The sequence below is a fragment of the Sinorhizobium glycinis genome (genome assembly GCF_001651865.1).
GTDB lineage: Bacteria > Pseudomonadota > Alphaproteobacteria > Rhizobiales > Rhizobiaceae > Sinorhizobium > Sinorhizobium glycinis.
On sequence record NZ_LPUX01000064.1, the window covers coordinates 58,061 to 81,781 of the forward strand.

A 23,721-nucleotide genomic window follows, 5' to 3' on the forward strand; every position below is an offset into this window, starting at 1 on the left:
GCGAAAGATCGCGAGGAGAATCGCAGATGAAGAAGAATCCCAATCCGATCGATACCTTCGTCGGTTCACGCGTCCGCATGCGCAGGTTAATGGTCGGAATGAGCCAGGAAAAACTTGCAGACGGCCTCGGCATCACGTTCCAGCAAGTGCAGAAATACGAGAAGGGCACGAACCGGATCGGCGCAAGCCGGTTGCAGGCGATCGCCGATATTCTCGGCGTGCATCCAAGCTTTTTCTTCCAGCAGGACGAGAATCCCCAGGCGCGCGAAACTGCGGCCGACGTTAGTGAGTCGCACGAAATCTCTTCCTTCGTCGCTTCGAAGGAAGGTATCGCCCTCAACAGGGCCTTCCTGAAGATCGCCGATCCGGTGTTGCGGAAGAAGATCATCGCTCTCGTCGCCGCCATGGCGCATTCGGGCGAAACGGAACAGGCGGCCGTGCCGTCGGCAGCCCGCCAGGCGGAACCTCTGCATGGTTGAGGCGTAGGAAGATCCCGGTCGTCGTATGAGCATGGGGCCGATCGGTCCCTTTCGCCTCACGCGGCCCCCACAAGCCTCTGGGCGACAATGCCGAGCCAGTTGCCGCTCTCCACGAATGAGCGGACGTCTGAAGCAGAGGGCAAAATGGCTCATCATCCAGAACCCCGCGATCGCCAGCGCCAATCTTGATTGTGTTCTGCCGCTGCCCGTGAAAAGTGATGAAGGCGGCAGGCGGCGTGGAGGCGAGGCGAGTCGAGCGATGGCAGCAGGCAAAGGGGCAGACGATCGCATCGCTGAACTCGTCGAAAGCATCCTCGTTCAGACGCCCCTGAAGGCGGCCGGTTTCATCGTGACGATCTATGGAGACGTTGTGGAGCCTCGGGGCGGCGTCGTGTGGATCGGCAACCTGATCGAGACCTGCGCCGCCGTCGGCATCAGCGAAACGCTGGTGCGGACGGCCGTTTCGCGGCTCGTTGCCGCCGGTCAGTTGCTGGGCGAGAGGGCGGGCCGACGCAGCTACTATCGGCTTTCGAAGGCCGCCGGCAGCGAGTTCGCTGCCGCTGCACGGATCATTTTCAGCGGCGCCCAGGAGGAGAACTGGCAGCTTGTGCATCTGGCCGGCGCTGAAGCGGAGGAAACGATGCAGGCTCTGGAGCGTGCCGGCTATGCGCGTCTGGACCCACGCTTGGCAATTGGGCCGGCAAGGCAGGCACCCCCATTGGCCGGCGGGCTCATCCTTCGTGCCGACTCGCCCGATCCAAAGGCACTTGCCGCTTTCGTAAGGGCATACTGGGACCTCGCGCCCCACGCCGCCGCCTATCGCACGTTCCTCCAACAATTCGCTCCCGTGGCCCGTCTGGCGGAGAAGCGCTCCCTTGCTCCGGCCACGGCGCTCACGATGCGGCTCCTTCTGATCCACCGCTTCCGCAGCGTGCTGCTCAATGACCCTCGCTTGCCCGCCGCTGCCTTGCCGGAGGATTGGCCCGGCCGCGAGGCACGCCGTCTCTTTGCCACGCTTTACCGGCACTTGTCTCCCGCCGCCGACGACCACATCGCGCGCACATTCATCAGCGGTTCCGGTGCGCTCAGTGCCGTAACCGAGGACACGAGGAAGCGTCTGTCGCTGCTCGAAACGCAGGCCCTCTAAGCTCGGAACCAAGCTCGCAGGGCCGTTTTTCGGGCCGTTCAGGTGCATTTGTGCTAAGCTTTCTTGCGCGAATGACGAAACATCACAAAAATATGCAAAATGCGCATTGATCTGTGACGTCTACTGCGCTAGATAAGTGACCGATCGGTCGGTCAGTAATTCGCATCATGGCCGCGAAGGCGAAGCAGGAGGCGAATGATGTACGCACAGATGGTCAAAACCGATGGCGCCTGCGTCAAGTCGCTCGAGGACATGGAACCCCAGGAGCGTGCCTTTCAGGAACGGATCGACGCGGGACAGAAGATCGAGCCCAAGGAATGGATGCCGGAGGGCTACCGCAAGACATTGGTCCGGCAGATCAGCCAGCACGCCCATTCGGAGATCGTCGGGCAACTGCCGGAAGGCAACTGGATCACCCGCGCGCCGACGCTGGAGCGCAAGGCGATCCTGCTCGCCAAGGTCCAGGACGAAGCCGGCCATGGCCTCTACCTCTATTGCGCCGCCGAGACGCTCGGGATCAGCCGCGACGAGATGTATGAACAACTGCACTGCGGCAAGGCCAAGTATTCCTCGATCTTCAATTATCCGACACTCTCCTGGGCGGACATCGGTGCCATCGGCTGGCTCGTCGACGGCGCCGCGATCATGAACCAGGTGCCGCTGCAGCGCTGTTCCTACGGGCCCTACGCGCGCGCCATGGTCAGAATCTGCAAGGAGGAAAGCTTCCATCAGCGACAGGGCTTCGACGTCCTCGCAAAGATGGTGAAGGGCACGCCGGCGCAGAAGGCGATGGTCCAGGATGCTCTTGATCGCTGGTGGTGGCCGTCACTCATGATGTTCGGCCCTTCGGATGATGCCTCGGTTCATTCGGCACAATCGATGGCCTGGAAGATCAAGCAGAACTCGAATGATGAACTCCGTCAGAAGTTCGTCGACCAGACCGTGCCGCAGGCCGACTATCTCGGCCTGACGGTCCCCGATCCGGAGCTGAAGTGGAACGAGGCGAAGGGGGGCTACGATTTCGGCCAGCCGGACTGGAAGGAGTTCTTCGAGGTGATCGCCGGCAACGGCCCCTGCAACGCCGAGCGGCTCGGGGCGCGCCGGAAAGCCTGGGACGACGGAGCCTGGTTCCGCGAGGGACTGGCCGCTCACGCCACCAAAGCCGAACAACGCCGGACCGCGGGACAGGCCGCAGGCTAGAACGAGGCGTCCAGCAGGAGGAATGCCGATGTCAAGCGAGTGGCCCCTTTGGGAGGTCTTCATTCGAGGCCAGCACGGCCTGAATCACCGCCACGTCGGAAGCCTGCACGCGCCCGATGCGGAAATGGCGATCCACAATGCCCGCGACGTCTATACCCGCCGCAACGAGGGCGTCAGCATCTGGGTCGTGCGATCGACCGACATCACCGCCAGCGTACCCTCCGAGAAAGGGCCGCTGTTCGATCCGTCGAACTCCAAGGTCTATCGCCATCCGACGTTCTTCGACGTTCCCGAGGAAGTGGGGCACATGTGATGAGCAGCGCCCCCTTCCCGACTGTCGATCAGGCCGCGCTTTTCGAATTCCTGCTGCGCATGGGTGACAACGCCCTGATCCTCGGCCATCGCCTGTCGGAGTGGTGCGGCCACGCCCCGGCGCTGGAGGAGGACATCGCCCTTGCCAACACCGCCCTCGACCTGATCGGCCAGACCCAGCTGTGGCTCGGCCTCGCAGGCGAGATGGAGGGCAAGGGCCGCACAGCCGATAACCTCGCCTATCTGCGCGACGCGACGGAGTTCCGCAACGTGCTTCTCGTCGAGCGCCCGAACGGCGACTTCGGCAAGACGCTGATGCGCCAGTTCCTGTTCGACGCCTGGCATTTGTCGATGCTGCAAGCGCTGCGCTCCTCCGCCGACAAGCGGATCGCCGATATCGCCGAAAAGGCCGCCAAGGAGGTCGCCTATCACCTCGACCGCAGCCGCGATCTTGTCATCCGACTCGGCGACGGGACGGCAGAAAGCCACCGCCGCATGCGGGAGGCGCTCGACGATCTCTGGCCCTATACCGGAGAGCTTTTCATCGGCGACGCGGCCGATGAAGAACTCGCCGCGGCGGGTCTTGGCCCCGCTCCGGAAAGCCTGAAAGCGGAATGGGACGGCGTGGTCGGCGAGACCCTCACCGAGGCAACGTTGAAGAAGCCGGCCGACGGCTACATGCAGAGGGGCGGCAAGCGTGGGGTCCATACCGAGCATATGGGCTTTATCCTTGCCGAAATGCAGTTCCTCCAGCGCGCCTATCCGGGCGCCACGTGGTAGGGGAGGAAGTTGGCCATGGCGACCGCGACGCTGCCCTCAACCGCGGAAATCTGGCGGTGGCTGGGCGAGGTGCCGGATCCCGAAATCCCGGTGATCTCGGTCGTCGACCTCGGCATCATCCGCGCCGTCAGGTGGGAGGGCGATAGATTGGTCGTCACCGTGACGCCCACCTATTCGGGCTGTCCGGCGACGGCGGTGATAAACCTCGAGATCGAGCGGGCGCTTCGGGAGAAAGGCATCGTAAAGCTCAAGTTGGAGCGGCAGCTTTCTCCCGCCTGGACGACCGACTGGATCAGTGCCGAGGGGCGGGAGAAACTCCGGCGCTACGGCATCGCGCCACCCGCCGACGGCACCGCCATCGATGGCGTACTGCGCCAGCGTAGCGAGCGGCTCTCGGGCCGCGCCGATCCGATCGTCGCCTGCCCGCAATGCGGATCGACGAAGACCGAGAAGATCAGCCAGTTCGGTTCGACGCCGTGCAAGGCAAGCTACCGCTGCACCGACTGTCTCGAACCGTTCGATTATTTCAAGTGCATCTGAATCCTTGCTCAGCGAGATCCGCCAGATGGCCCGTTTCCATTCCCTGCAGGTGACCGAAATCCGTCGCGACACACGCGATGCCGTGGTCGTGACGTTGACGCCGCAGGACACCGACCACGACCTCTTCGATTTCACGCAGGGGCAATACCTGACGTTCCGCCGCAGCTTCGATGGCGAGGAACTGCGTCGCTCCTACTCGATCTGCTCCGGACGGCACGAAGGTGTCTTGCGCGTCGGCATCAAGCGGGTCGACGGGGGCTGCTTCTCGACCTGGGCGAACGAGGCGTTGCGCGTCGGCGACACATTGGAGGCGATGCCGCCGATGGGTGCCTTCTTCACGCCGATCGAGCCGGATGCAGCGAAGAACTATCTGGCCTTTGCCGGCGGCAGCGGCATCACACCCATTCTTTCCATCATCAAGACGACGCTCGCCAGCGAGCCGCGCTCGCACTTCACGCTCGTCTATGCCAATCGCCAGATCGGCTCGATCATGTTCCGCGAGGAACTGGACGACCTGAAGAACATCTATCTCGGCCGGCTCGCCATCCTCCACGTGCTCGAGAGCGAGTCCCAGGATATCGATCTCTTCGCGGGGCGCGTCGACGCGGAAAAATGCGCCGCACTGTTCAAGCACTGGATCGATATCGAGGCGGCCAATACGGCTTTCATCTGCGGCCCCGAGCCGATGATGCTGGCGGTCGCCGCGACGCTCCGCGGGCACGGGATGCGTGACGAGCAAATCAAGTTCGAGCTCTTCGCCTCCTCGCAACCGGGCCGCGCTCGTCTCAAGGTGGAGAGCATTGCGGCGGCGGAGCGCGGCACCGCCTGCGAGGCAACCGTCACGCTCGACGGCGCCACCCGCATTTTCAACATGCCGAAACAGGGGCAGACGCTTCTCGAGGCGGCGCTCGAGAACAGGATGGATGCGCCCTTCGCATGCAGGGCCGGTGTCTGCTCCACCTGTCGTGCCAAGGTGCTCGAGGGCGAAACGGAAATGGAAGTCAACCACGCGCTCGAGGACTACGAGGTCCGCCAGGGCTATGTCCTCACCTGCCAATGCTATCCGCTGAGCGACCGGATCGTCGTCAGCTACGATCAATGAGGCTCGACGGCGGAGGGAGGATGCCGATGTCCGAAACGATGCCCATCGAGGAATACCTCCAGCAAGGAGGCGTGCTGACTTCGCCCGCCAACGCGCCGCCGCGCTATCGCGGCGAGTTGCTGCGTCTGATGGCAAGCTTCGTCGATAGCGAGCTCGCCGGTGCCGCCGGTTTCGCCGACACCATCAACGATGCGCCGGGCATCAAGGAGCGCATCGCTGCCGCCCGAATCGTGCTCGAGAAGACCGACCATGCGGGCCGTGTCCTCGACGTCATGGGTACGTTCGGCGCGGATGTCGAGCGCTATGCCGTCCACCACGCCTGGGACGCGCGGCTTTCCCGGGGCGCCGATATCGGCGCGGCGCGCCAGGGCGGCGACATGCGCCTTTCCGTCTTCCATTACCCGCTCGAGGGTTGGGTGGATGCGGTCGTCCTGAACGTGCTGATGGGCATGGCGACCGCGATCCAGCTGCGCGAATCGACCCGCGTCTCCTACCAGCCGCTCGCCGAGGTCTTTCGCGACATCCTGCCGCGCGAAGCTCACCACACGGCGCTCGGTGTCGAGGCGCTCCAGCGCATCGTCGAGTCCGAAGACACGCGCCGCACCGCCTTGGAATCGATCGGCTACTGGCGTCCTCGCGTTGCGGCGAGTTTCGGTCTCGCAGGCTCGGCCCGCTACGAGATGCTCGCGCGGCTGGGCCTTCGCCATACGCCGAATGAAGCCTTGCTTGCCGAATGGCAGACCGCGCTTGTCGAGCAGCTCGCTGCATTGAACCTGAACTGACCGGAAAGGGAGATGAAAATGAACGCTCCGGCAAACCGGCCTCGCCGGCTCGAAAGCCACGTCTACGGATCCTGGGTTCCCGGCACGGGAGAAGGTGCAATGCTGCTCGACGCTTCGACCGGAGTCCCTGTGGCGCTGATCGACTCGACCGGCGTCGACTATTCCGCGGCCCTTGCCTATGGCCGCGACAAGGCCGGGCCGGCGTTGCGGCGCATGTCCTTCCACGAACGGGCCGCCATGCTGAAATCCCTCGGTCAGGCGCTGATGGACGGGAAGGAAGAGTTCTATGCGCTCTCCTCGGCGACCGGCGCGACGAGGACCGACAGCTGGATCGACATCGAAGGCGGCATCGGCACGCTGTTTGCCTACTCGTCCAAAGGCCGCCGCGAACTGCCTAACACCCGGGTGCTCGTCGACGGCGACGTCGAGACCCTGTCGCGGGACGGCACGTTTTCGGCCCGCCACATCCTGTCGCCGCTCCAGGGCGTCGCGGTTCACATCAACGCCTTCAACTTTCCCGTCTGGGGCATGCTCGAAAAACTCGCGCCGACTTTGCTCGCCGGCATGCCGGCCATCGTCAAGCCGGCCAGCCAGACGGCCTATCTCGCCGAACTCGTTGCCCGTCGAATGGCCGAAACCGGGCTACTGCCCGAAGGTGCCGTACAGCTCATCTGCGGATCGACCGGCGATCTCCTCGATCACCTCGATGGACAGGACGTGGTGACGTTCACCGGCTCGGCCTCGACCGGCCGCAAACTGAAGACCCATCCGGCGATCATCGAAAACGCGGTGCGTTTCACCATGGAGGCGGACAGTCTCAACGCCTCGATGCTCGGTCTCGATGCCGCCCCCGGCACTGACGAGTTCGATCTTTTCGTCAAGGAGGTGGTTCGGGAAATGACGGTCAAGGCGGGGCAGAAGTGCACGGCCATCCGTCGCGTGCTGGTGCCGCGCGCCTATGGCGATGCCGTCGTGGCCGCGCTTGGCGAGAGGCTCGCCAGGACCGCTCTCGGAACCGCCGGTGACGAGAATGTCCGCATGGGACCTCTCGCGAGCCTCGGGCAACGCGAAGAGGTCCGCGCCCGCATTCGCGATCTTGCGGCGGACGCCGAAATCGTCGCCGGCGACCCCGACAATCCGCACGTCGTCTCAGGCGATGTCCGCATCGGCGCCTTCCTCAATCCTGTGCTGCTCTACTGCGACGCGCCGTTCCGGGCGAAAGCCGTTCACGACGTCGAAGCCTTCGGCCCTGTCAGCACCGTCATGCCCTATGAGACCGTCGAAGAGGCGGTCGAACTTGCCCGGCGCGGCAAGGGCAGCCTTGTCTCCTCGGTGTTCACCAACGACGCGTCCTTCGCCGAGGAGGTCGTTCTCGGCATGGCGCCGTTCCATGGACGCGTGCTGATCGGCAATCGCACGACTGCGAAGACCTCGACAGGCCACGGCTCACCGCTGCCCGGGCTGGTGCATGGCGGCCCCGGGCGGGCCGGCGGCGGCGAGGAACTCGGCGGCCTCCGCGGCGTGAAGCATTACATGCAACGCACCGCCGTGCAGGGATCGCCGACGATGCTCTCGGCGGTGACGGGGCGCTGGGTACCGGACGCCGAGGTCCGCAGCGACGGCGAGCATCCGTTCCGCAAGTCGCTTGGCGAACTGCGCATCGGCGACCAGCTCGTAACCGGCACGCGCACCGTGACGCTCGAGGATATCGAACATTTCGCCCATTTCACCGGCGACACCTTCTACGCGCATATGGACGAGGAAGCGGCGCGGGCCAACCCGTTCTTCGAGGGGCGCGTCGCTCACGGTTATCTGATCGTCTCGTTCGCGGCCGGGCTCTTCGTCGATCCGGCGCCCGGTCCGGTGCTGGCGAATTACGGCGTCGACAACCTCCGTTTCCTGACGCCCGTCAATCCGGGCGACACCCTGCAGGTGCGGCTGACCTGCAAGGAGATCAACCCACGCATCGGCGCCGACCATGGCGAAGTCCGCTGGGATTGCCGGGTGTCCAACCAGAACGGCGCGGTCGTTGCGCAATATGACGTGCTGACCATGGTGGCCAAGACACGGAGTTGAGGCGATCGCCTCTCGGGCCTGCACGAAAGGCTAACGAACTGCCTTCACGCCTTCCAGGAGCAAGGTGGTGGCGAGGTCGGCATACTCGTCGCGGCTGATCGGGCCGCCCGGCCGGAACCACATATAGACCCAGTTCATCATCCCGAACAGCGACATGGTGACGGGCATCAACAGGGGCTTTTCGTCGTTGAGGCTCGGATTGATTTCGCCGATCGTGTTGGCAAAGCGTTTGACGATGCGCCGTTCGATGCTTCTCAGATGGTCCATCTGTTCCGCGCTCAGGGCGCTCGTGCCATTGAGCTGCACCTTGTGCTCGTTGTCGGCGCCGCGGTAATTGTCGAGCACCTGCCGCACCAGGGCTCGCAGGCGTTCCTCCGGGCCCAGGTCCTGGCGGTCGACGCTCGCTATGCCCGCGTCCAGCTCTTCGAGATGGGTGCGGATGATATCGAAGATCAGCGCATCCTTGCCCGGATAGTAGTGATAGAGCAGCGCCTTCGACACATTGCTGCGCGAGGCGATCTGCGCCATCGAGGCTTTTTCCATGCCGAGTTCGGCGAAGACTGCAGCCGCATTGCTCAATATGCTGCGTTGCTTTTCCTCAAAGTCGACCGCGCGCGTTCGTGCCATGTTGATCCTGCGTTCTCGTTCGTGCCCCCCGTGATCACGGAAGCCGCCAAGCTTCCCGCATCACGCGGGTTCATTCCTTCGGCCGATGATCCACGACCCGCTTGGCCTTCCCCTCCGAGCGGGGGACGGCACCCGGGTCGCGAATCTCGATCGTCGTCGTAACACCTACGACACTCTTGATGTAATCGGCGAGTATCCTGGCGCAGGCGGCGCGCGCATTTTCGTCCGCCGCTTCCGCCGTGCATTCGACATGCACCGTCATGGTGTCCATTCGTCCGCTGCGGCTGAGTTCGATCTGGAAATGCGGGGCGAGCCCCCGGCATCTCAAAATCTGCTCTTCGATCTGCGTCGGGAAGACGTTGACCCCGCGCAGGATGATCATGTCGTCGGAGCGGCCGGTTATCTTTTCCATCCGTCGCATGGAGCGCGCCGTGCCGGGCAGCAGCCGGGTGAGATCGCGGGTCCGATAACGGACGAGCGGCAGGCCCTCTTTGGTGAGAGTGGTGAAGACCAACTCCCCCATTTTCCCGTCGGGCAGAACGTCGCCCGTCGCCGGATCGATGATCTCCGGAAAGAAGTGATCCTCCCATACATGCAGGCCGTCCTTTGTCTCGACGCATTCGTTCGCAACTCCGGGACCCATGACTTCCGACAGCCCGTAAATGTCGACGGCATGCATGTCGAAGGATTGCTCGATTTCCTGGCGCATCGCGTTGGTCCACGGTTCAGCTCCGAATATGCCGACCGCCAACGAGCTTTGGCGCGGATCGAAACCCTGGCGGCGGAACTCGTCCAGGATCGACAGCATGTAGGACGGGGTCACCATGATGACGCGGGGCTTGAAGTCCTCGATCAATGTCACCTGGCGTTCCGTCATGCCACCTGACACCGGCACCACGGTGCATCCGAGTCGCTCCGCTCCGTAATGGGCGCCGAGTCCGCCAGTGAACAGGCCATAGCCATAGGCGACATGCACGAGGTCGCCGCGGCGCCCGCCCGCGGCGCGGATCGAACGCGCGACGAGATCGGCCCAGATGTCGACGTCCCTCTGCGTATAGCCGACGACAGTCGGCTTGCCAGTCGTGCCGGAAGACGCATGTATGCGCGCCAGCCTCTCGCGCGGCACGGCGAACATGCCGAAGGGGTAGGTATCCCTCAGGTCCTGCTTGGTCGTGAATGGAAATCTCGCGATATCGGCAAGCGACTTCACATCCGATGGGTGAACGCCGGCCGCCTCGAAGCGGGCGCGGTAAAAGAGCGAATGTTCATAGGCGTGGTTCAGCGACCATTTCATTCGGTCGAGCTGGAGCGCCGCGATTTCATCGCGCGAGGCCGTTTCGATCGCCTCGAGCTCGCCGGGACGCGGTGAAAGCTCTTCCATGGGATGTCTCCTGCGAACTCCGTGTGGTCGGCTCAGGGCTTCTCCGTGAGATGGGTCCCCTTGACGGTGCGGGAATGGCCGCGGAATTCGGCCAGATGCTCTCCCTTCTGATTGCTGATGCTGACGTCGTAGATGCCGCCGCGGCCGCGCCGGGATACTTCTCGCGCCGTCGCCGTCAACCGGTCGCCGGCGAAGGCCGGCGCGATATAGGTGATGGAGCAATGCTGGGCGACGGCGCGCTGATCGTAGCTGTTGCAGGCAAAGGCAAAGGCCGAATCCGCCAGGGCGAAGACATAGCCGCCGTGGCAGATGCCGTGACCATTGGTCATTTCTCCCTGGACTGCCATGGAAAGAACGGCCGCTCCGGGCGCCACCTGCTCGATGACCATGCCAAGACGGCGGGACGCATTGTCCTCGCGCCACATCGCATCGGCTGCGGCTTCGGCAAGCTCCTGTGCCGTCATTGGGCGCATCTCCGTCATCGGCCCGTGAAACCCGGCTTGCGCTTTTCCAGAAAGGCCGCGACGCCCTCGGCGTAATCCGCGCTGCGTCCGGCCTCACGCTGCAGGTCGCGCTCCAACTCCAACTGCTCTTCGAGAGAATTGGTCGCCGCCATCTGGATGGCTCGCTTGGTCAGGCCCAGCCCCTTGGTCGGCCCCGCGGCGAGCCGGGCGGCGAGCGCCGCTGTCTCGTCGAGAAGCACCGCGTCGTCGACAGCTTTCCAGATCAGCCCCCAATTCGCCGCGGTTTCGGCATCGAGCGGCTCGGCGGTCAGTGCCAGCGCCTTGGCGCGCGCTTCGCCCAGCAGCCTCGGAAGGCTCCATGTACCGCCGGAATCCGGCACGAGGCCGATCCTGGCAAAGGCCTGTATGAAGCGTGCCGAGCGGGCGGCAAGCGTGATGTCGCAGGCGAACGCAATATTTGCACCGGCGCCCGCAGCCGCTCCATTGACCGCACAGACCACCGGTTTCTCAAGGCCGCGGATCAACCGGATCAACGGATTGTAGAAGAGCTCGATCGTTCGCCCGAGATCGGGCGGACCATCGCTCTGGCGCGGATCGCGGTCGCCGAGATCCTGCCCGGCGCAAAAGCCGCGGCCCGCCCCGGTCAGGAGCACGGCACGGACCGAAGGATCCTGATGCGCCCGCTCCAGCTCGGCCCGCAGAGCCAGATGCATTTCTTCGTTGAACGCATTGAGCTTGTCGGGACGGTTGAGCGTCAAGCGAAGGACTCCATCGGCGAAGGCCGACAGGACGGTTTCGGTGTCGGGCATGGTTCCTCCAGCGCAGCCACGCCTGCTTGGCGGCTGACAAAAGAGTTGCATAAACCGGCCGGTCAGTCAATTATAAACACCGGGCGCACTCAGCTCGCAAAGGCGCGATTGCATGACCCTCGAGATCGAACGAGACGGCGAGATCGCCGTCGTCACCGTCGACAATCCACCCGTGAACGCCCTGTCGCAGGCGCTTCGGCAAGACCTTTGCGATGCGGCGGAAGCCTTGGACGCCGACCCGGCCATTCGGGCCGTCATTCTTCTTTGCGCAGGGCGCACCTTTATCGCCGGGGCGGATGTGGCCGAATTCGGCAAGCCGCCCGTGCCCCCTCACCTGCCCGACGTCGTCGCGCGGATCGAGGCCGCCCGCAAACCTTGGCTGGCGGCCATCCACGGCAGTGCGCTCGGGGGCGGACTGGAGGTCGCTCTCGGCTGCCGTTTCCGTCTGGCCTCGCCTTCCGCCAAGCTGGGCCTTCCGGAGGTTCGTCTCGGCATCGTTCCCGGTGCCGGCGGCACCGTCCGCCTGCCGCGTCTGGTCGGTCCTGCCATCGCAGCGGAAATGATCACCTCCGGCGCCCCAATCGACGCGCAAACCGCGTCGTCGCGGGGACTGATCGATATGGTGATCGACGGAGACCTCGAAAAGGGCGCCATAGACTTCGCCCGTACGGCCCTCGGCAGGCCGCTGCCGCCGCCGCTGCGTGACCGCACGGTGCCAACGCTGGAGCAGACCGCCTGGGACAGGATCACCAAGACGGTCGCCGCCCGTGCCAAAGGCGAGGACGCCCCGCTTCGTGCGCTTGCCTGCGTCCGGCGTGCCGTCGACGCCGACTTCGAGACGGCCATGACCTTCGAGCGGGAGACCTTTCTCGCGCTGCGCGGTTCGGCTCAGGCCACCGCACTCCGGCACGTGTTCTTCGCCGAGCGGGCAGCGCGACGTCCGCCGGAGCTCGCGGGCGTAACGCCGAAGCGAATAGGCTCGGCAGCCGTCGTGGGCGGCGGAACCATGGGGGCCGGCATTGCCGCAGCACTGCGCGACGCGGACTTCCCCGTGACGCTCGTCGAGCGCGACGAAGCGGCTCTTGCCCGCGGGCTTGCCAATCTGCGGGCGATTTTCGATAGCGCCGTGCAACGCGGCCGAATAAGCCCGGAGACCGCCGCCGAGCGAATTACAGGCGTGATCGGCACGACCGACTACGGCATGCTCGCCAATGCCGAACTCGTCATTGAAGCCGTGTTCGAGGACATGGAGGTGAAGCGCGAGGTCTTTGCGCGCCTGGCTCGCTCCTGCCGCCCTGACGCGATCCTCGCCACCAACACGTCATATCTCGATCCCGAACGGATCGCGGCCGGCATCGCGCAACCGGAACGTTTTCTCGGACTGCACTTCTTCAGCCCTGCGCATGTGATGAAGCTCGTGGAGATCGTGCCGACCGCGGCAACGGCGCCCGAGGTGCTGGCAAGCGCGTTCGAACTTGCCCGCACCCTGAACAAGGTCCCGGTGCGCGCCGGCATATGCGATGGATTCATCGGCAACCGGCTTCTCAAGGTGACGCGCGCCCAGGCGGAGCGCTTGCTGCTGACCGGCGCGACCCCGCAGGCCGTCGATGCGGCGATGCGGCGCTTCGGCCTGCCGATGGGGCCTTTCGAAGCGCAGGATCTCGCCGGTCTCGATATCGCCGCCTTCCAGCGGCGCGCGGCGCGCGCCCGCGGCGAGATGCCTTTCGCGCCGATCGCGGAACGACTCTGCGCCATTGAGCGCCTCGGGCAAAAGACCGGCGGCGGCTGGTACGATTATGCGAGCGGCGACCGCACGCCGCGACCCTCTGAAATCGTCTCGGCGATCATCGTCGAGACTGCGGCCGGAGGGACGCGGCGTCAGTGGGACGAGGCGGGCATCGTCGACTGCATCGTCCTGCCGATGATCAATGAAGCGGCCCGCATCCTGGAAGAAGGCGTCGCGATCAGGGCCGCGGACATCGATCTCGTCGAGATTCACGGCTATGGCTTCCCGCGGTGGCGCGGCGGCCTCATGCATTATGCCGAGGCGCGCGGGCTTCAAAACATCGTCGGCGGACTCAACACACTCGCCGACCAGGGACTTGCCGATCCGCCGGCCCGAACGCTTCGACAAGGCAGGCACGAGCCGCGCGGCTAGAGCATTTTGCAGTCAGGTGGAATCACCTGACGTCGCACAAATGCGGCAAAAACAAAGGGCTTAGAGCGGCGGCGCGAACGTATGTGAGCGCATCCCGCTCTAGTCTCGACCAATCACACCGGAACGGCGGTCGAGTATTTCACGCTCTTCAGGGCGAAATGCGAGGACGAATTCGCGACCGCGTCATGCGTCAGGATGCCGTGCATCAGCAATCGTTCGTAGTCGCCAACGTCGGCCACGACGACACGCAGGAGATAATCCCACTCGCCCGACATCGAATAGCATTCCAGCACTTCCTCGTGGCTCTCCACAAAGCGCTCGAAGCTGCGGCGGGCAAGCGGGTCGTGCGATTTCATGCGCACATGGCAGAAGACGTTCAGCCCGCGTCCGACCATCTCCGGATTGACAAGCCGGACGGTCTTCCCGAGCACGCCGGCCGTATCCAAAGCCTTGATCCGCCGCCAGCAGGAGGCCGGCGAGGCGCCCACCGCCTCGGCCAAGGCGGCATGGCTGATATCGGCCTCCTCCTGAAGGACTCGCAGGATCTTTCGGTCAACCAGGTCGAGATTGAACGCGTTCATCAGGATTCTTCCAGAACTGAAACATTCTGATCAATTGATACCTGAAATGCCTCAAGATTGAAACCGATTTGCGCCCGAGACGAGCTATTCTTCCAGATGAGGCATTTGGGAGGACGGCAGACGATGGGAGAGGCTGCACTCAAACAAGACCGGCGGAACGCACCGGACGAGAGCATCGACTGGAAGAGGGTCGTGCAGCTCATGCTTCTGTCCCGTGAGCTTGACGAGATGGAAGAAAAGCGCCTCGTCCCGGAGAAAAAGGTCCTATACCAATTCTCGGCGCGCGGCCATGACATGGCCCAGATCCTCCTTGGGCTGAACCTCACCGGAAGACATGACGCCGCCTGCGGCTACTATCGTTCGCGGCCGCTGCTCCTGTCGCTGGGTGTCGACCCGGCGGATGCGCTCGGCTCGGCCATGGCGCGAACCGGGGGCTATTCCGACGGCCGCGATATCGGCGTCGTCTTCAACTATCCCAATCCGAACGGGGCTTCGGCGCTGCCGATGTGCGGCGGCGTCGGGTCCCAGTACACGCCGACGGCCGGATGGGCGCAGGCGATCACCTATTTCAGCAAGCAGCTCAAGAACAAGGATTATGACCGGGACATCGCGGTCGTCCTCGGCGGCGATGGTTCGGTCGCCTCGAACGGTTTCTGGTCCGCGCTGACGGTCGCCACGACGCAAGGCCTGCCGATGCTCTTCTATATCGAAGACAACGGCTTCGGCATCTCGGTTCCCTCCACCCTCCAGACCCCAGAGGGAAACATTGCCGCCAATCTTGCGGCCTGGAGAAACCTGACGGTCCTCGACGGTGACGGCTGCGATCCGGAAGAGGCCGCCCGATTGACGAAGGGCGCCGTCGACCTGGTGCGAGAGGAGCGCATGCCGGTCCTGCTCCGGATGAAGGTGCCACGCCTCGAAGGTCACAGCTTTCAGGACACCCAGGCCTACAAGAGCGAAGAGCTCGTCAGAAGCGAATGGGCGCGCGATCCACTGCCGCGGCTCAAGGATTATCTGGTTCCTGCCGTCTTGGGCAAAGAGGAATGGGATCAGCTTGCTGGCGCCGCCAAGGCGGCAGCCGAACAGGCGCGCGTCGAGGCCGAGTCCCGGCCGGTCGCAGATCCCGAAACCGTCACCCGCAATGTCTTCTTCGAAGGCGAAATGCAGGCGATGGGCGGGCAGCACCGTGCCGGATACCGGCCGCCGGAGACGACCGAGACACCCCAAGGCGACGCCCAGCGGATCAACATGGTGACGGCGATCCGGCGAACGCTCGACCACGAAATGTCGATCAACGAAAGGGTGATCCTGTTCGGCGAGGATATCGGCCCGAAAGGCGGCGTCCATGCCGTCACGCTCGGGCTCCAGGAAAAATACGGCACGACCCGTGTGTTCGACACCTCGCTCTCGGAGGAAGGCATTGTCGGGCGTGCGGTCGGCATGGCGCTGGCCGGCCTCGTGCCCGTGCCTGAGATCCAGTTCCGCAAATATGCGGAACCGGCGAGCGAGCAGATCAACGACTGCGGGACCGTTCGGTGGCGGACCAACAACCGCTTCGCCGCGCCGATCGTGCTGCGCATGCCGGGCGGCTTCTTCAAGTGCGGCGACCCCTGGCACAGCCAGACGAACGAAGTGGCCTTCGTCCACCAGCCCGGCTGGAAGGTCGCCGTTCCGTCCAACGCCGAGGACGCCGTCGGGCTGTTGCGCACGTCGCTGCGCGGCAACGACCCGGTGATCTTCTTCGAACATCGCGCCATGCTGGACCACCCCTGGGCGCGGCGCCCCTATCCCGGCGATGCCTTCGCGCTGCCCTTCGGCAAGGCGAAGTTCACGCGCGAAGGCAGCGACATCACCGTGGTCACCTGGGGCGCCATGGTGCATCGTTGCGAAGACGCGGCAGAGGGAGTTTCCGCTGATGTGATCGACCTCAGGACATTGATGCCGTGGGATCGTAACGCCGTGCTTTCCTCGGTCCGTCGCACCCGCCGCTGCCTCATCGTCCACGAGGATCTCGGCACCGGGGGCTTCGGAGCGGAGATCGCCGCCGCCGTCGCCGACGAGGCCTTCATCGATCTCGATGCGCCGGTTTCGCGGCTGACCATGCCAGATATTCCGAGTCCCCATAGTCCTGCCCTGCTCGACTGGGCGGTCCCCTCGACAGAGCGTATCCGCCGGAAAATCACCGATCTCCTGGAGTATTGAGCATGGGCGACCTCATCGACATCAACGCCCCCGTCGAGCAGGAGGGGACGAAGGCGATCGTCCGCAACTGGCTCAAGAAGATCGGCGACAGCGTGAAATCGGGCGACCCGCTGGTCGAGCTCGAAACCGACAAGGTGACACAGGAAGTTCCCGCCCCGGCCGATGGCGTGCTCACGGAGATATTGATGGAGAACGGCGACGATGCCGTGCCCGGCGCCGTTCTCGGCCGGATCGGCAGCGAGACACCCGGTCGTGAGCAGCCTGCCACCCCGGCGCAGACGTCGGATTTGAAGGCGTTCGGCTCTTCGCAGCCGCCGCATTTCTCTCCTGCCGTGCGCCGCGCGGCCGAGGAATACGGCATCGACCCGAGGACCGTGGCCGGCACCGGCCGGGACGGCCGCGTCAGCCGCGCAGACATGGACAGGGCTTTCGCGGAAAAGTCGGAACGCCCCGCACCGGCGCCCGGGGCCAAGCCATCAAAACCCGCCGACACGGGCGCAGCGCTGCCTTCGCGGAAGATACCGCACAGCGGCATGCGCAGTTCGATCGCCACGCATATGCTGCGGTCGATGACGACTGCGCCCCATGTGACCGCCGTTTTCGAAGCCGACTTTTCGGCGATCATGCGCCACCGGGATGCCCATAAGGAGAAACTGGCGGCGGAGGGCATCAGCCTTTCCTATACCGCCTATATCGTATCCGCCTGCGTCACGGCGATGCGCGCCGTCCCGGAGGTCAACAGCCGCTGGCACGACGATGCCCTCGAAGTGTTCGACGACGTCAATATCGGTGTCGGAATCGCTCTCGGCGACAGGGGCTTGATCGTGCCGGTGATCCACCAGGCCCAGCACCTCTCTCTCGCGGCCATTGCGGAGAAGCTGCAGGACCTGACGGCACGGGCGCGATCGAACGTGCTCAGCGCCGACGATGTGAGAGGCGGCACCTTCACCATTTCCAATCATGGCGTATCGGGATCATTGCTCGCGGCGCCGATCATCATCAATCAGCCGCAATCGGCGATTCTCGGGGTCGGAAAGCTCGAAAAGCGGGTCGTCGTCCGTGAGGTCGATGGCGTGGACACGATCCAGATCCGACCGATGGCCTACGTGTCTCTGACCATCGACCACAGGGCGCTCGACGGCCATCAAACGAATACATGGCTGACGCATTTCGTCCGGACCCTCGAGAGCTGGCCCCAATGAGCACATCCCACGACGGCGACAGGCGTGTCATCGGCGGGTCTGGCCGCGGAGGAAAAACGTGCTTCGCGCCAGCGGCACGAGGAGGAGCATCAACGGCGGCAGTTCGCCAGTGGCGGAACCAGGCACCGTGAAGGACTTGTCTCTTCCAGCTTGGGCACCGTCCAGTAACGCCCGGAATTCCGCTCCGCGGCCCAGAGCGGCCCGAGCCAGATGAGCAATAGGCCTGCCGCAAGCGGTGATGCCAAGACGGAAACAAACACAACGGCTTGCATAGCTTTCGATTCCCAGTGGTCTTCAGCCGCCAGCTTTACTGACTTGTGCAACTTACAACCGGGCGAGCCGGCGAAAGTTCCATTTTGGGCGCTCCCTTCGGTCGGAGACCGATAGGGCCGGGACCTGGCGCCTCCCTTTAAAAGGAGAGAGAGACCTCGACGAGGCCGCGGCGCGACCTGCTTCGCAAGCCATCGGATCGAGGCTTCAGCCCATTTTTTACGCAGGCCAGTGTGCTTCGCCCGGCATTTCGCCCCTAATTTGTGCATACAACAAGATCGCAAATTAATTAGGCAGAAACATATTGCGAAACTTGTTGCACTGCATCATGATGCAGCATGTCCCATCGAGACCTGACCATTCTAGTCATTGACGAGAACGCCATTCGCGCCTCGATCATCGAGGAAGGCCTGCGTGAAGCGGGCCACGGCAATGTCACGGTCATTCACGAGGTGCACGGCGTCGCCCGCATCATCGAGACGCTGCAGCCGGATGTGATCGTCATCGATATAGAGAACCCCAACCGGGACATGATGGAGCACCTCTTCCAGCTGACACGCACCGTCGGCCGCCCGATCGCCATGTTCGTCGACCGCTCCGATACCGCGTCGATCGAGGCAGCGGTCGAGGCCGGCGTCTCGGCCTACGTGATCGACGGGCTGAAAAAGGAACGCGTCAAGCCGATCCTCGACATGGCCGTCAGCCGCTTCAATGCCTTCAGCCGGCTGCAGCGCGAGCTTGCGGACGCAAAATCGGCGCTTGAGGAACGAAAGCTCGTCGAACGAGCCAAGGGCATTCTCATGAAAATGCGAGGGCTCTCCGAGGAGGAGGCCTTCACGCTGCTTCGCCAGACCGCGATGAACGAGAAGAAGAAGATCTCGGAAATCGCCCAGAGCGTGGTGACCGCCGCCGGATTGCTGATCCGATGAATGGCCGCCGCCACCCCCGGGAAGCAGCATGTCGGGAGAGACCGGAGTGAACGCATTGACGGATATCGACGAGTCCAAAGCCAGGAAACTTTCCGCCGGCGAGGCCCTGCCCGCCCCGGCAATCGTGGCCGGCGAGGGCTCACGCACCGTTCGCGCCGGCTTCATCCCGCTCGTTGACGCGGCCGTGCTGATCGCCGCTGCCGAATTCGGCTTCGCGCAAAAGGAAGGCATCACTCTCGATCTGGTGAAGGATACCTCCTGGGCGAATGTGCGGGACCGGCTCGCCTTCCGGCAATTCGATGTCGCACACATGCTCTCGCCCATGCCCGTCGCCGCCATGCTCGGCCTCGGCTCCAATCCGTCGCCGACGATCACGCCCTTCTCGCTCGGGCGCGGCGGCAATGCGATCACGCTGTCGACGCGGCTCTATGCCGAGATGCAGGAGGAGGGCGACCTCGCCGCGAGCGACAACGCCCTGGCGAATGCGAAAGCCCTGGCGGCCGTTATCCGTCGCGCGCGGGTTGCCGGCAGCCCTCCGCTGAAACTCGGCGTCACCTACCCCTTTTCCTCTCACAATTACGAGTTCCGCTATTGGCTGGCCGCCGGAGGGATCGACCCCGACCGCGACGTCAGGCTGGTCGTCGTGCCGCCGCCGATGACCTCCGACGCGCTGGCGGCCGGGGCGATCGACGGCTTTTGCGTCGGCGCCCCGTGGAACATGGTCGCCTCGGAACGCGGCGTCGGCCGTATTGTTGCGACCAAGCAGGACATCTGGCCCTCGGCGCCGGAAAAGGTGATCGGCATGCGACCCGACTGGGCCGATGCAAACCCCGAGACCGTTTCGCGGCTGCTTGTCGCGCTCGATGCGGCTGCCCGCTGGTGCGACGCAGCGGAGAACCGCTCCGCACTCGCAGAGGTTCTTGCGGAACAACGCTACGTGGCGGCGCCCGCCGATATCCTGCGCCGGGTGCTGGCGGGCGAATTCACCATCGACCCTGAAGGCAACCGGCGCATCGTCGACGACTATTTCGTCTTTCACGCCGGCTTTGCCAATTACCCCCGTCCGAACCACGCGCTTTGGATCTACAGCCAGATGGTGCGCTGGGGCCAGGTCGCCTTGTCCGCCAAGGGGCTGGAGGCGAGCGTTTCCGCCTACCGCCCCGATCTCTACCGCCGGGCGCTCGGAAGAAGCGCCCCGTCGGCGGAGATCGATATTGCCCTTGAAGGCGCAGTGCCCGGTGACCGCTTCATGGACGGACACGTCTTCCACCCGGAGCGCATCCGGGAATATATCGATGCCTTTCCGGTGAAGGCGACCGGACGACCACATACATCGCTCGACGATATGTGAGCGCATCCACCGCTCGTTTAAGCGGCAGAGAAATCCGCCCAATGCCGCATCGCACAAAATTTCATCACGGAACGCGATGTTCGTTTTTTTAGGCAATATGGAGGAATTCCGTTTCTCGTTTAAAATCAATACGATATGACAAACATTCTAAAACTGGCACGGCATTTGCTTTTCTAGAATTGCTTCGATCAAAGGCGATTGAAGCGAGCTCAGGCTCCGATACTGCCTGTCAAAGACACCGACGTCGCAAGGTCTTTGCCTCCAAGGGTTTCCTGCTGGTCCCGGAGCGCAATGTCCGAGCGGCGTTTTTTTACGCCGGCTTTCTACCGGCTACCAGTTTGAGGGAACGTGCGCATGACCAACCGCATCGTGATGATGGCCGACGGACCGTCTGCACGAATTGGCGAAATTCTCGATGTGCCGCTCGCCCGGGCGCGCCGGCGCGCCGGACCCGCCTCCAACCGAAACTACCTGAACTGTCGCGAAGCCGTGCGCTTCGTCGAAGCTGCGGAGTGACTACCCAATGGCTGAACGCACCCCTGAAAAACTCGTCATCATCGGCAACGGCATGGCGCCGGGCCGCATGCTGGAAGAGCTCTTCGAGAAGGCGCCCGGGCGCTATCAAGTGACGATCTTCAACGCCGAGCCGCGCGTCAATTACGACCGCATCATGCTCTCGCCCGTGCTCTCCGGCGAAAAGGAGTACGAGGAGATCATCATCCATGGCGACGGGTGGTACATCAAGCACGGCATCACCCTCTACAAGGGCCACAAGATCGTCGCCATAGACCGTAACGCCAAGACAGTCACCTCCGATCACGGCGTCACGGAAAGCTACGACAAGCTGGTGATCGCCACGGGTTCGGTGCCCTTCATCATTCCGGTGCCCGGCAAGGACCTGCGCGGCGTCATCACCTATCGCGATCTCGACGACGTGCAGGCGATGCTGCTCGCGGCCCAGTCCCGTGAAAAGGCCGTCGTCATCGGTGGCGGCCTGCTCGGACTGGAAGCGGCGGCCGGCCTCGCCCAGCGCGGCATGGACGTCACCGTGCTGCATGTGATGCCGACGTTGATGGAACGCCAGCTCGACCCGGCCGCCGGCTACCTGCTTCAGAAGGCGGTTGAAGGTCGCGGCATCAAGGTCATTACCAAGGCAAATACCAAACGAATCGTCGGAGAAGAAAAGGTCGAGGGCATCGAGCTCGACGACGGCCGGATCATCCCGGCGACGCTTGTCGTCATGGCGGTCGGCATCAGGCCGAGTGCCGGCCTTGCCAAGGATGCAGGGCTCGCCGTCAACCGCGGCATCGTCGTCGACGCCGGCATGCAGACCTCCGACGGGGACATCATGGCGCTCGGCGAATGCGCCGAAGTCGGCGGCATGGTTTACGGCCTGGTCGCGCCGCTCTACGAAATGGCCCGGGTTGCCGCCTCCCACCTCGCCGGGGACCGCAAGGCCGCCTTCGTCCACTCGGACACGCCGACCAAGCTGAAAGTGACCGGAATCAACCTCTATTCGGTCGGCGACTTTGCCGATGGCGACGGGCGCGAGGAGATCGTGCTGCGCGACGCCACCGCCGGCATTTACAAGCGGCTGGTGCTCAAGGAGAACCGCATCATCGGTACGGTGCTCTACGGCGAAACTACGGACGGAGCCTGGTTCAACGACCTGTTGAAGCGCGGCACCGACATCACCGAAATGCGCGACACGTTGATCTTCGGCCAGGCCTACCAGGGAGGAGCCCCTCTGGACCCTACGGCGGCCGTTGCAGCCTTGCCGGATGATGCGGAAATCTGCGGCTGCAACGGCGTGTGCAAGGGCAAGATCGTCTCGACGATCACCGGCAAGGGCCTGACCTCGCTCGACGAGGTTCGCGCCCACACGAAGGCATCCGCCTCCTGCGGCTCCTGCACCGGCCTCGTCGAGCAGCTGATGTCGCTCACCCTCGGCGAAGGCTACAACCCGGCCGCCGTCCAGCCGATGTGCAACTGCACCGAGCTCGGCCATGACGACGTGCGCCGTCTCATCAAGGCGAAGGGGCTGAAGACCATTCCCGCCGTTATGCAGGAGCTGGAGTGGAAGACCTCCTGCGGCTGCGCCAAATGTCGTCCGGCCCTCAACTACTATCTCGTCTGCGACTGGCCGGACGAATATGCCGACGACTACCAGTCGCGCTTCATCAACGAGCGCGTCCACGCCAATATCCAGAAGGACGGCACCTACTCGGTGGTGCCGCGCATGTGGGGCGGCGTCACCAACTCGCAGGAACTGCGTGCCATCGCCGATGTGGTCGACAAGTTCAATGTTCCGCTGGTCAAGGTGACCGGCGGCCAGCGCATCGACCTGCTCGGCATCGAGAAGGAGGACCTGCCCTCCGTCTGGGCCGATCTCGGCAAGGCAGGCTTCGTCTCGGGCCAGGCCTATGCCAAAGGATTGCGCACGGTGAAAACCTGCGTCGGCTCGCAATGGTGTCGCTTCGGCACCCAGGATTCGACCGGTCTCGGCATTCGCATCGAGAAGTTCATGTGGGGTTCGTGGACGCCGGCCAAGTTGAAGATGGCCGTCTCCGGCTGCCCGCGCAACTGCGCCGAGGCGACCTGCAAGGACATCGGCGTCATCTGCGTCGATTCCGGTTTCGAGATCCACTTCGCCGGCGCCGCCGGTCTCGACATCAAGGGCACCGAGGTGCTCGGACTGGTCAAGACCGAGGACGAGGCGCTCGAGCACATCGTCGCACTGACGCAGATGTATCGCGAACAGGCCCGCTATCTGGAGCGCATCTACAAGTGGGCGAAGCGCATCGGCCTCGACGAGATCCGCCGGCAGATCATGGACGATGCCGAGAAGCGCAAGGCCTATTACGACCGCTTCGTCTTCAGCCAGAAATTCGCCCAGGTCGATCCCTGGTCGGAGCGGGTCTCCGGCAAGGACAAGCACGAATTCCGGCCGATGGCGACGGTCGGCTTCAACCAGGCAGCGGAATGAGGTGATGACAATGAACTGGATTGCTATTGGCCAGATCAGCGACATTCCGCTCCGCGGCGCCCGTTGCGTCAAGACGCCGATCGGCAAGATCGCCGTCTTCCGGACTGCCGAGAACGAGGTCTTCGCGATCGAGGACCACTGCCCGCACAAGGGCGGGCCGCTCAGCCAGGGCATCGTCCATGGCACGGCGGTCACCTGCCCGCTGCACAACTGGGTGATCTCGCTCGAGACCGGCAAGGCGCTTGGCGCCGACGAGGGCGCGGTGCGCACGATCCCGGTCAAGAACGACAATGGGGCGCTCTTCATCGCGCTCGAGAACCTGGCACTGGCAGCGGCGGAGTAG

The 23,721-nt window shown here is 64.0% G+C and carries 21 protein-coding genes and 1 pseudogene; 17 read left to right on the plus strand and 5 right to left on the minus strand.

Annotated features, from left to right (window positions below):
* Positions 1-26: 26 nt before the first annotated feature.
* From AU381_RS20230 to paaZ, 9 genes are all read left to right on the plus strand, one after another.
* Positions 27-479: a helix-turn-helix domain-containing protein gene (locus tag AU381_RS20230; RefSeq protein WP_064243531.1), complete on the plus strand. Its 453-nt coding sequence runs from the start codon at positions 27-29 to the stop codon at positions 477-479.
* A 259-nt stretch (positions 480-738) separates the two neighbouring features.
* The gene (paaX, locus tag AU381_RS20235; RefSeq protein WP_064244153.1) at positions 739-1,626 is read left to right on the plus strand and encodes a phenylacetic acid degradation operon negative regulatory protein PaaX; all 888 of its coding nucleotides are present in this window, start codon (positions 739-741) and stop codon (positions 1,624-1,626) included.
* Between the two features lie 198 nt (positions 1,627-1,824).
* A complete protein-coding gene (gene paaA / locus AU381_RS20240; RefSeq protein ID WP_064243532.1) occupies positions 1,825-2,826 on the plus strand; it encodes a 1,2-phenylacetyl-CoA epoxidase subunit PaaA in 1,002 nt (333 codons plus the stop codon).
* Positions 2,827-2,854: 28 nt separating this feature from the next.
* Positions 2,855-3,139 (plus strand): 1,2-phenylacetyl-CoA epoxidase subunit PaaB, encoded by a 285-nt coding sequence (gene paaB / locus AU381_RS20245; protein WP_064243533.1) that lies wholly within the window; start codon positions 2,855-2,857, stop codon positions 3,137-3,139.
* A complete protein-coding gene (gene paaC / locus AU381_RS20250) occupies positions 3,139-3,918 on the plus strand; it encodes a 1,2-phenylacetyl-CoA epoxidase subunit PaaC (RefSeq protein WP_064243534.1) in 780 nt (259 codons plus the stop codon). Before paaB ends, paaC begins: the two co-directional genes overlap by 1 nt.
* A gap of 15 nt (positions 3,919-3,933) precedes the next feature.
* On the plus strand, positions 3,934-4,458 hold the full coding sequence (gene paaD, locus AU381_RS20255; RefSeq protein WP_064243535.1) for a 1,2-phenylacetyl-CoA epoxidase subunit PaaD: 525 nt from the start codon (positions 3,934-3,936) through the stop codon (positions 4,456-4,458).
* A 25-nt stretch (positions 4,459-4,483) separates the two neighbouring features.
* A complete protein-coding gene (gene paaE / locus AU381_RS20260) occupies positions 4,484-5,560 on the plus strand; it encodes a 1,2-phenylacetyl-CoA epoxidase subunit PaaE (RefSeq protein WP_064243536.1) in 1,077 nt (358 codons plus the stop codon).
* Positions 5,561-5,586: 26 nt separating this feature from the next.
* Positions 5,587-6,342, plus strand: coding sequence for a Phenylacetic acid catabolic protein (locus AU381_RS20265; RefSeq protein ID WP_064244154.1), 756 nt, complete (start codon positions 5,587-5,589; stop codon positions 6,340-6,342).
* Positions 6,343-6,360: 18 nt separating this feature from the next.
* A complete protein-coding gene (gene paaZ, locus AU381_RS20270) occupies positions 6,361-8,418 on the plus strand; it encodes a phenylacetic acid degradation bifunctional protein PaaZ (RefSeq protein WP_064244155.1) in 2,058 nt (685 codons plus the stop codon).
* A gap of 30 nt (positions 8,419-8,448) precedes the next feature.
* On the opposite strand, the gene AU381_RS20275 is transcribed toward paaZ, so the two are convergent.
* The 4 genes from AU381_RS20275 to paaG all read right to left on the minus strand — a co-directional run bounded on the left by AU381_RS20275 (position 8,449) and on the right by paaG (position 11,699).
* The gene (locus AU381_RS20275) at positions 8,449-9,045 is read right to left on the minus strand and encodes a TetR/AcrR family transcriptional regulator (RefSeq protein WP_064243537.1); all 597 of its coding nucleotides are present in this window, start codon (positions 9,043-9,045) and stop codon (positions 8,449-8,451) included.
* A 70-nt stretch (positions 9,046-9,115) separates the two neighbouring features.
* Complete coding sequence (gene paaK, locus AU381_RS20280; RefSeq protein WP_064243538.1) at positions 9,116-10,426, minus strand: phenylacetate--CoA ligase PaaK; 1,311 nt, start codon at positions 10,424-10,426, stop codon at positions 9,116-9,118.
* 32 nt (positions 10,427-10,458) lie between these two features.
* Entirely contained in the window at positions 10,459-10,890 is a 432-nt protein-coding gene (paaI, locus tag AU381_RS20285; protein WP_425288627.1) for a hydroxyphenylacetyl-CoA thioesterase PaaI, read from the minus strand.
* Between the two features lie 14 nt (positions 10,891-10,904).
* Positions 10,905-11,699, minus strand: coding sequence for a 2-(1,2-epoxy-1,2-dihydrophenyl)acetyl-CoA isomerase PaaG (gene paaG, locus AU381_RS20290; RefSeq protein WP_064243540.1), 795 nt, complete (start codon positions 11,697-11,699; stop codon positions 10,905-10,907).
* A 112-nt stretch (positions 11,700-11,811) separates the two neighbouring features.
* Between paaG and AU381_RS20295 the strand changes: the two genes are divergently transcribed.
* Positions 11,812-13,857, plus strand: a complete 2,046-nt coding sequence (locus tag AU381_RS20295) for a 3-hydroxyacyl-CoA dehydrogenase NAD-binding domain-containing protein (protein WP_064243541.1) — start codon at positions 11,812-11,814, stop codon at positions 13,855-13,857.
* 113 nt (positions 13,858-13,970) lie between these two features.
* Here the strand turns inward: AU381_RS20295 and AU381_RS20300 are convergent, their stop codons facing one another.
* Positions 13,971-14,438: an Lrp/AsnC family transcriptional regulator gene (locus tag AU381_RS20300; protein WP_064243542.1), complete on the minus strand. Its 468-nt coding sequence runs from the start codon at positions 14,436-14,438 to the stop codon at positions 13,971-13,973.
* 123 nt (positions 14,439-14,561) lie between these two features.
* On the opposite strand from AU381_RS20300, the gene AU381_RS20305 reads away from it, so the two are divergent.
* From AU381_RS20305 to nirD, 7 genes and pseudogenes are all read left to right on the plus strand, one after another.
* A complete protein-coding gene (locus tag AU381_RS20305; RefSeq protein WP_064243543.1) occupies positions 14,562-16,640 on the plus strand; it encodes an alpha-ketoacid dehydrogenase subunit alpha/beta in 2,079 nt (692 codons plus the stop codon).
* A gap of 2 nt (positions 16,641-16,642) precedes the next feature.
* A complete protein-coding gene (locus AU381_RS20310) occupies positions 16,643-17,842 on the plus strand; it encodes a dihydrolipoamide acetyltransferase family protein (protein WP_064243544.1) in 1,200 nt (399 codons plus the stop codon).
* A 608-nt stretch (positions 17,843-18,450) separates the two neighbouring features.
* Entirely contained in the window at positions 18,451-19,041 is a 591-nt protein-coding gene (locus tag AU381_RS20315) for an ANTAR domain-containing response regulator (protein ID WP_064243545.1), read from the plus strand.
* Positions 19,042-19,087: 46 nt separating this feature from the next.
* Entirely contained in the window at positions 19,088-20,392 is a 1,305-nt protein-coding gene (locus AU381_RS20320) for a CmpA/NrtA family ABC transporter substrate-binding protein (protein ID WP_064244156.1), read from the plus strand.
* A 348-nt stretch (positions 20,393-20,740) separates the two neighbouring features.
* A pseudogene (locus AU381_RS20325) lies at positions 20,741-20,908 on the plus strand (ABC transporter ATP-binding protein); the annotation flags it as partial.
* A gap of 7 nt (positions 20,909-20,915) precedes the next feature.
* On the plus strand, positions 20,916-23,378 hold the full coding sequence (gene nirB, locus AU381_RS20330; RefSeq protein WP_064243547.1) for a nitrite reductase large subunit NirB: 2,463 nt from the start codon (positions 20,916-20,918) through the stop codon (positions 23,376-23,378).
* Between the two features lie 4 nt (positions 23,379-23,382).
* Positions 23,383-23,721 carry a nitrite reductase small subunit NirD gene (nirD, locus tag AU381_RS20335; RefSeq protein WP_156528641.1) on the plus strand — a complete coding sequence of 113 codons (339 nt, stop codon included), beginning with the start codon at positions 23,383-23,385 and terminating at the stop codon, positions 23,719-23,721.

Bases quoted from the DNA above. Each gene is read 5' to 3' on its own strand.
- paaC (WP_064243534.1), top strand. From the start codon at position 3,139: ATGAGCAGCGCCCCCTTCCCGACTGTCGATCAGGCCGCGCTTTTCGAA.
- paaA (WP_064243532.1), top strand. From the start codon at position 1,825: ATGTACGCACAGATGGTCAAAACCGATGGCGCCTGCGTCAAGTCGCTC.
- nirB (WP_064243547.1), top strand. From the start codon at position 20,916: ATGGCTGAACGCACCCCTGAAAAACTCGTCATCATCGGCAACGGCATG.
- AU381_RS20265 (WP_064244154.1), top strand. From the start codon at position 5,587: ATGTCCGAAACGATGCCCATCGAGGAATACCTCCAGCAAGGAGGCGTG.
- paaD (WP_064243535.1), top strand. From the start codon at position 3,934: ATGGCGACCGCGACGCTGCCCTCAACCGCGGAAATCTGGCGGTGGCTG.
- nirD (WP_156528641.1), top strand. From the start codon at position 23,383: ATGACAATGAACTGGATTGCTATTGGCCAGATCAGCGACATTCCGCTC.
- AU381_RS20295 (WP_064243541.1), top strand. From the start codon at position 11,812: ATGACCCTCGAGATCGAACGAGACGGCGAGATCGCCGTCGTCACCGTC.
- AU381_RS20310 (WP_064243544.1), top strand. From the start codon at position 16,643: ATGGGCGACCTCATCGACATCAACGCCCCCGTCGAGCAGGAGGGGACG.
- AU381_RS20230 (WP_064243531.1), top strand. From the start codon at position 27: ATGAAGAAGAATCCCAATCCGATCGATACCTTCGTCGGTTCACGCGTC.
- AU381_RS20315 (WP_064243545.1), top strand. From the start codon at position 18,451: ATGTCCCATCGAGACCTGACCATTCTAGTCATTGACGAGAACGCCATT.
- AU381_RS20305 (WP_064243543.1), top strand. From the start codon at position 14,562: ATGGGAGAGGCTGCACTCAAACAAGACCGGCGGAACGCACCGGACGAG.
- paaB (WP_064243533.1), top strand. From the start codon at position 2,855: ATGTCAAGCGAGTGGCCCCTTTGGGAGGTCTTCATTCGAGGCCAGCAC.
- paaE (WP_064243536.1), top strand. From the start codon at position 4,484: ATGGCCCGTTTCCATTCCCTGCAGGTGACCGAAATCCGTCGCGACACA.
- AU381_RS20275 (WP_064243537.1), bottom strand. From the start codon at position 9,045: ATGGCACGAACGCGCGCGGTCGACTTTGAGGAAAAGCAACGCAGCATA.
- AU381_RS20300 (WP_064243542.1), bottom strand. From the start codon at position 14,438: ATGAACGCGTTCAATCTCGACCTGGTTGACCGAAAGATCCTGCGAGTC.
- paaX (WP_064244153.1), top strand. From the start codon at position 739: ATGGCAGCAGGCAAAGGGGCAGACGATCGCATCGCTGAACTCGTCGAA.
- paaZ (WP_064244155.1), top strand. From the start codon at position 6,361: ATGAACGCTCCGGCAAACCGGCCTCGCCGGCTCGAAAGCCACGTCTAC.
- paaI (WP_425288627.1), bottom strand. From the start codon at position 10,890: ATGACGGCACAGGAGCTTGCCGAAGCCGCAGCCGATGCGATGTGGCGC.
- paaK (WP_064243538.1), bottom strand. From the start codon at position 10,426: ATGGAAGAGCTTTCACCGCGTCCCGGCGAGCTCGAGGCGATCGAAACG.
- paaG (WP_064243540.1), bottom strand. From the start codon at position 11,699: ATGCCCGACACCGAAACCGTCCTGTCGGCCTTCGCCGATGGAGTCCTT.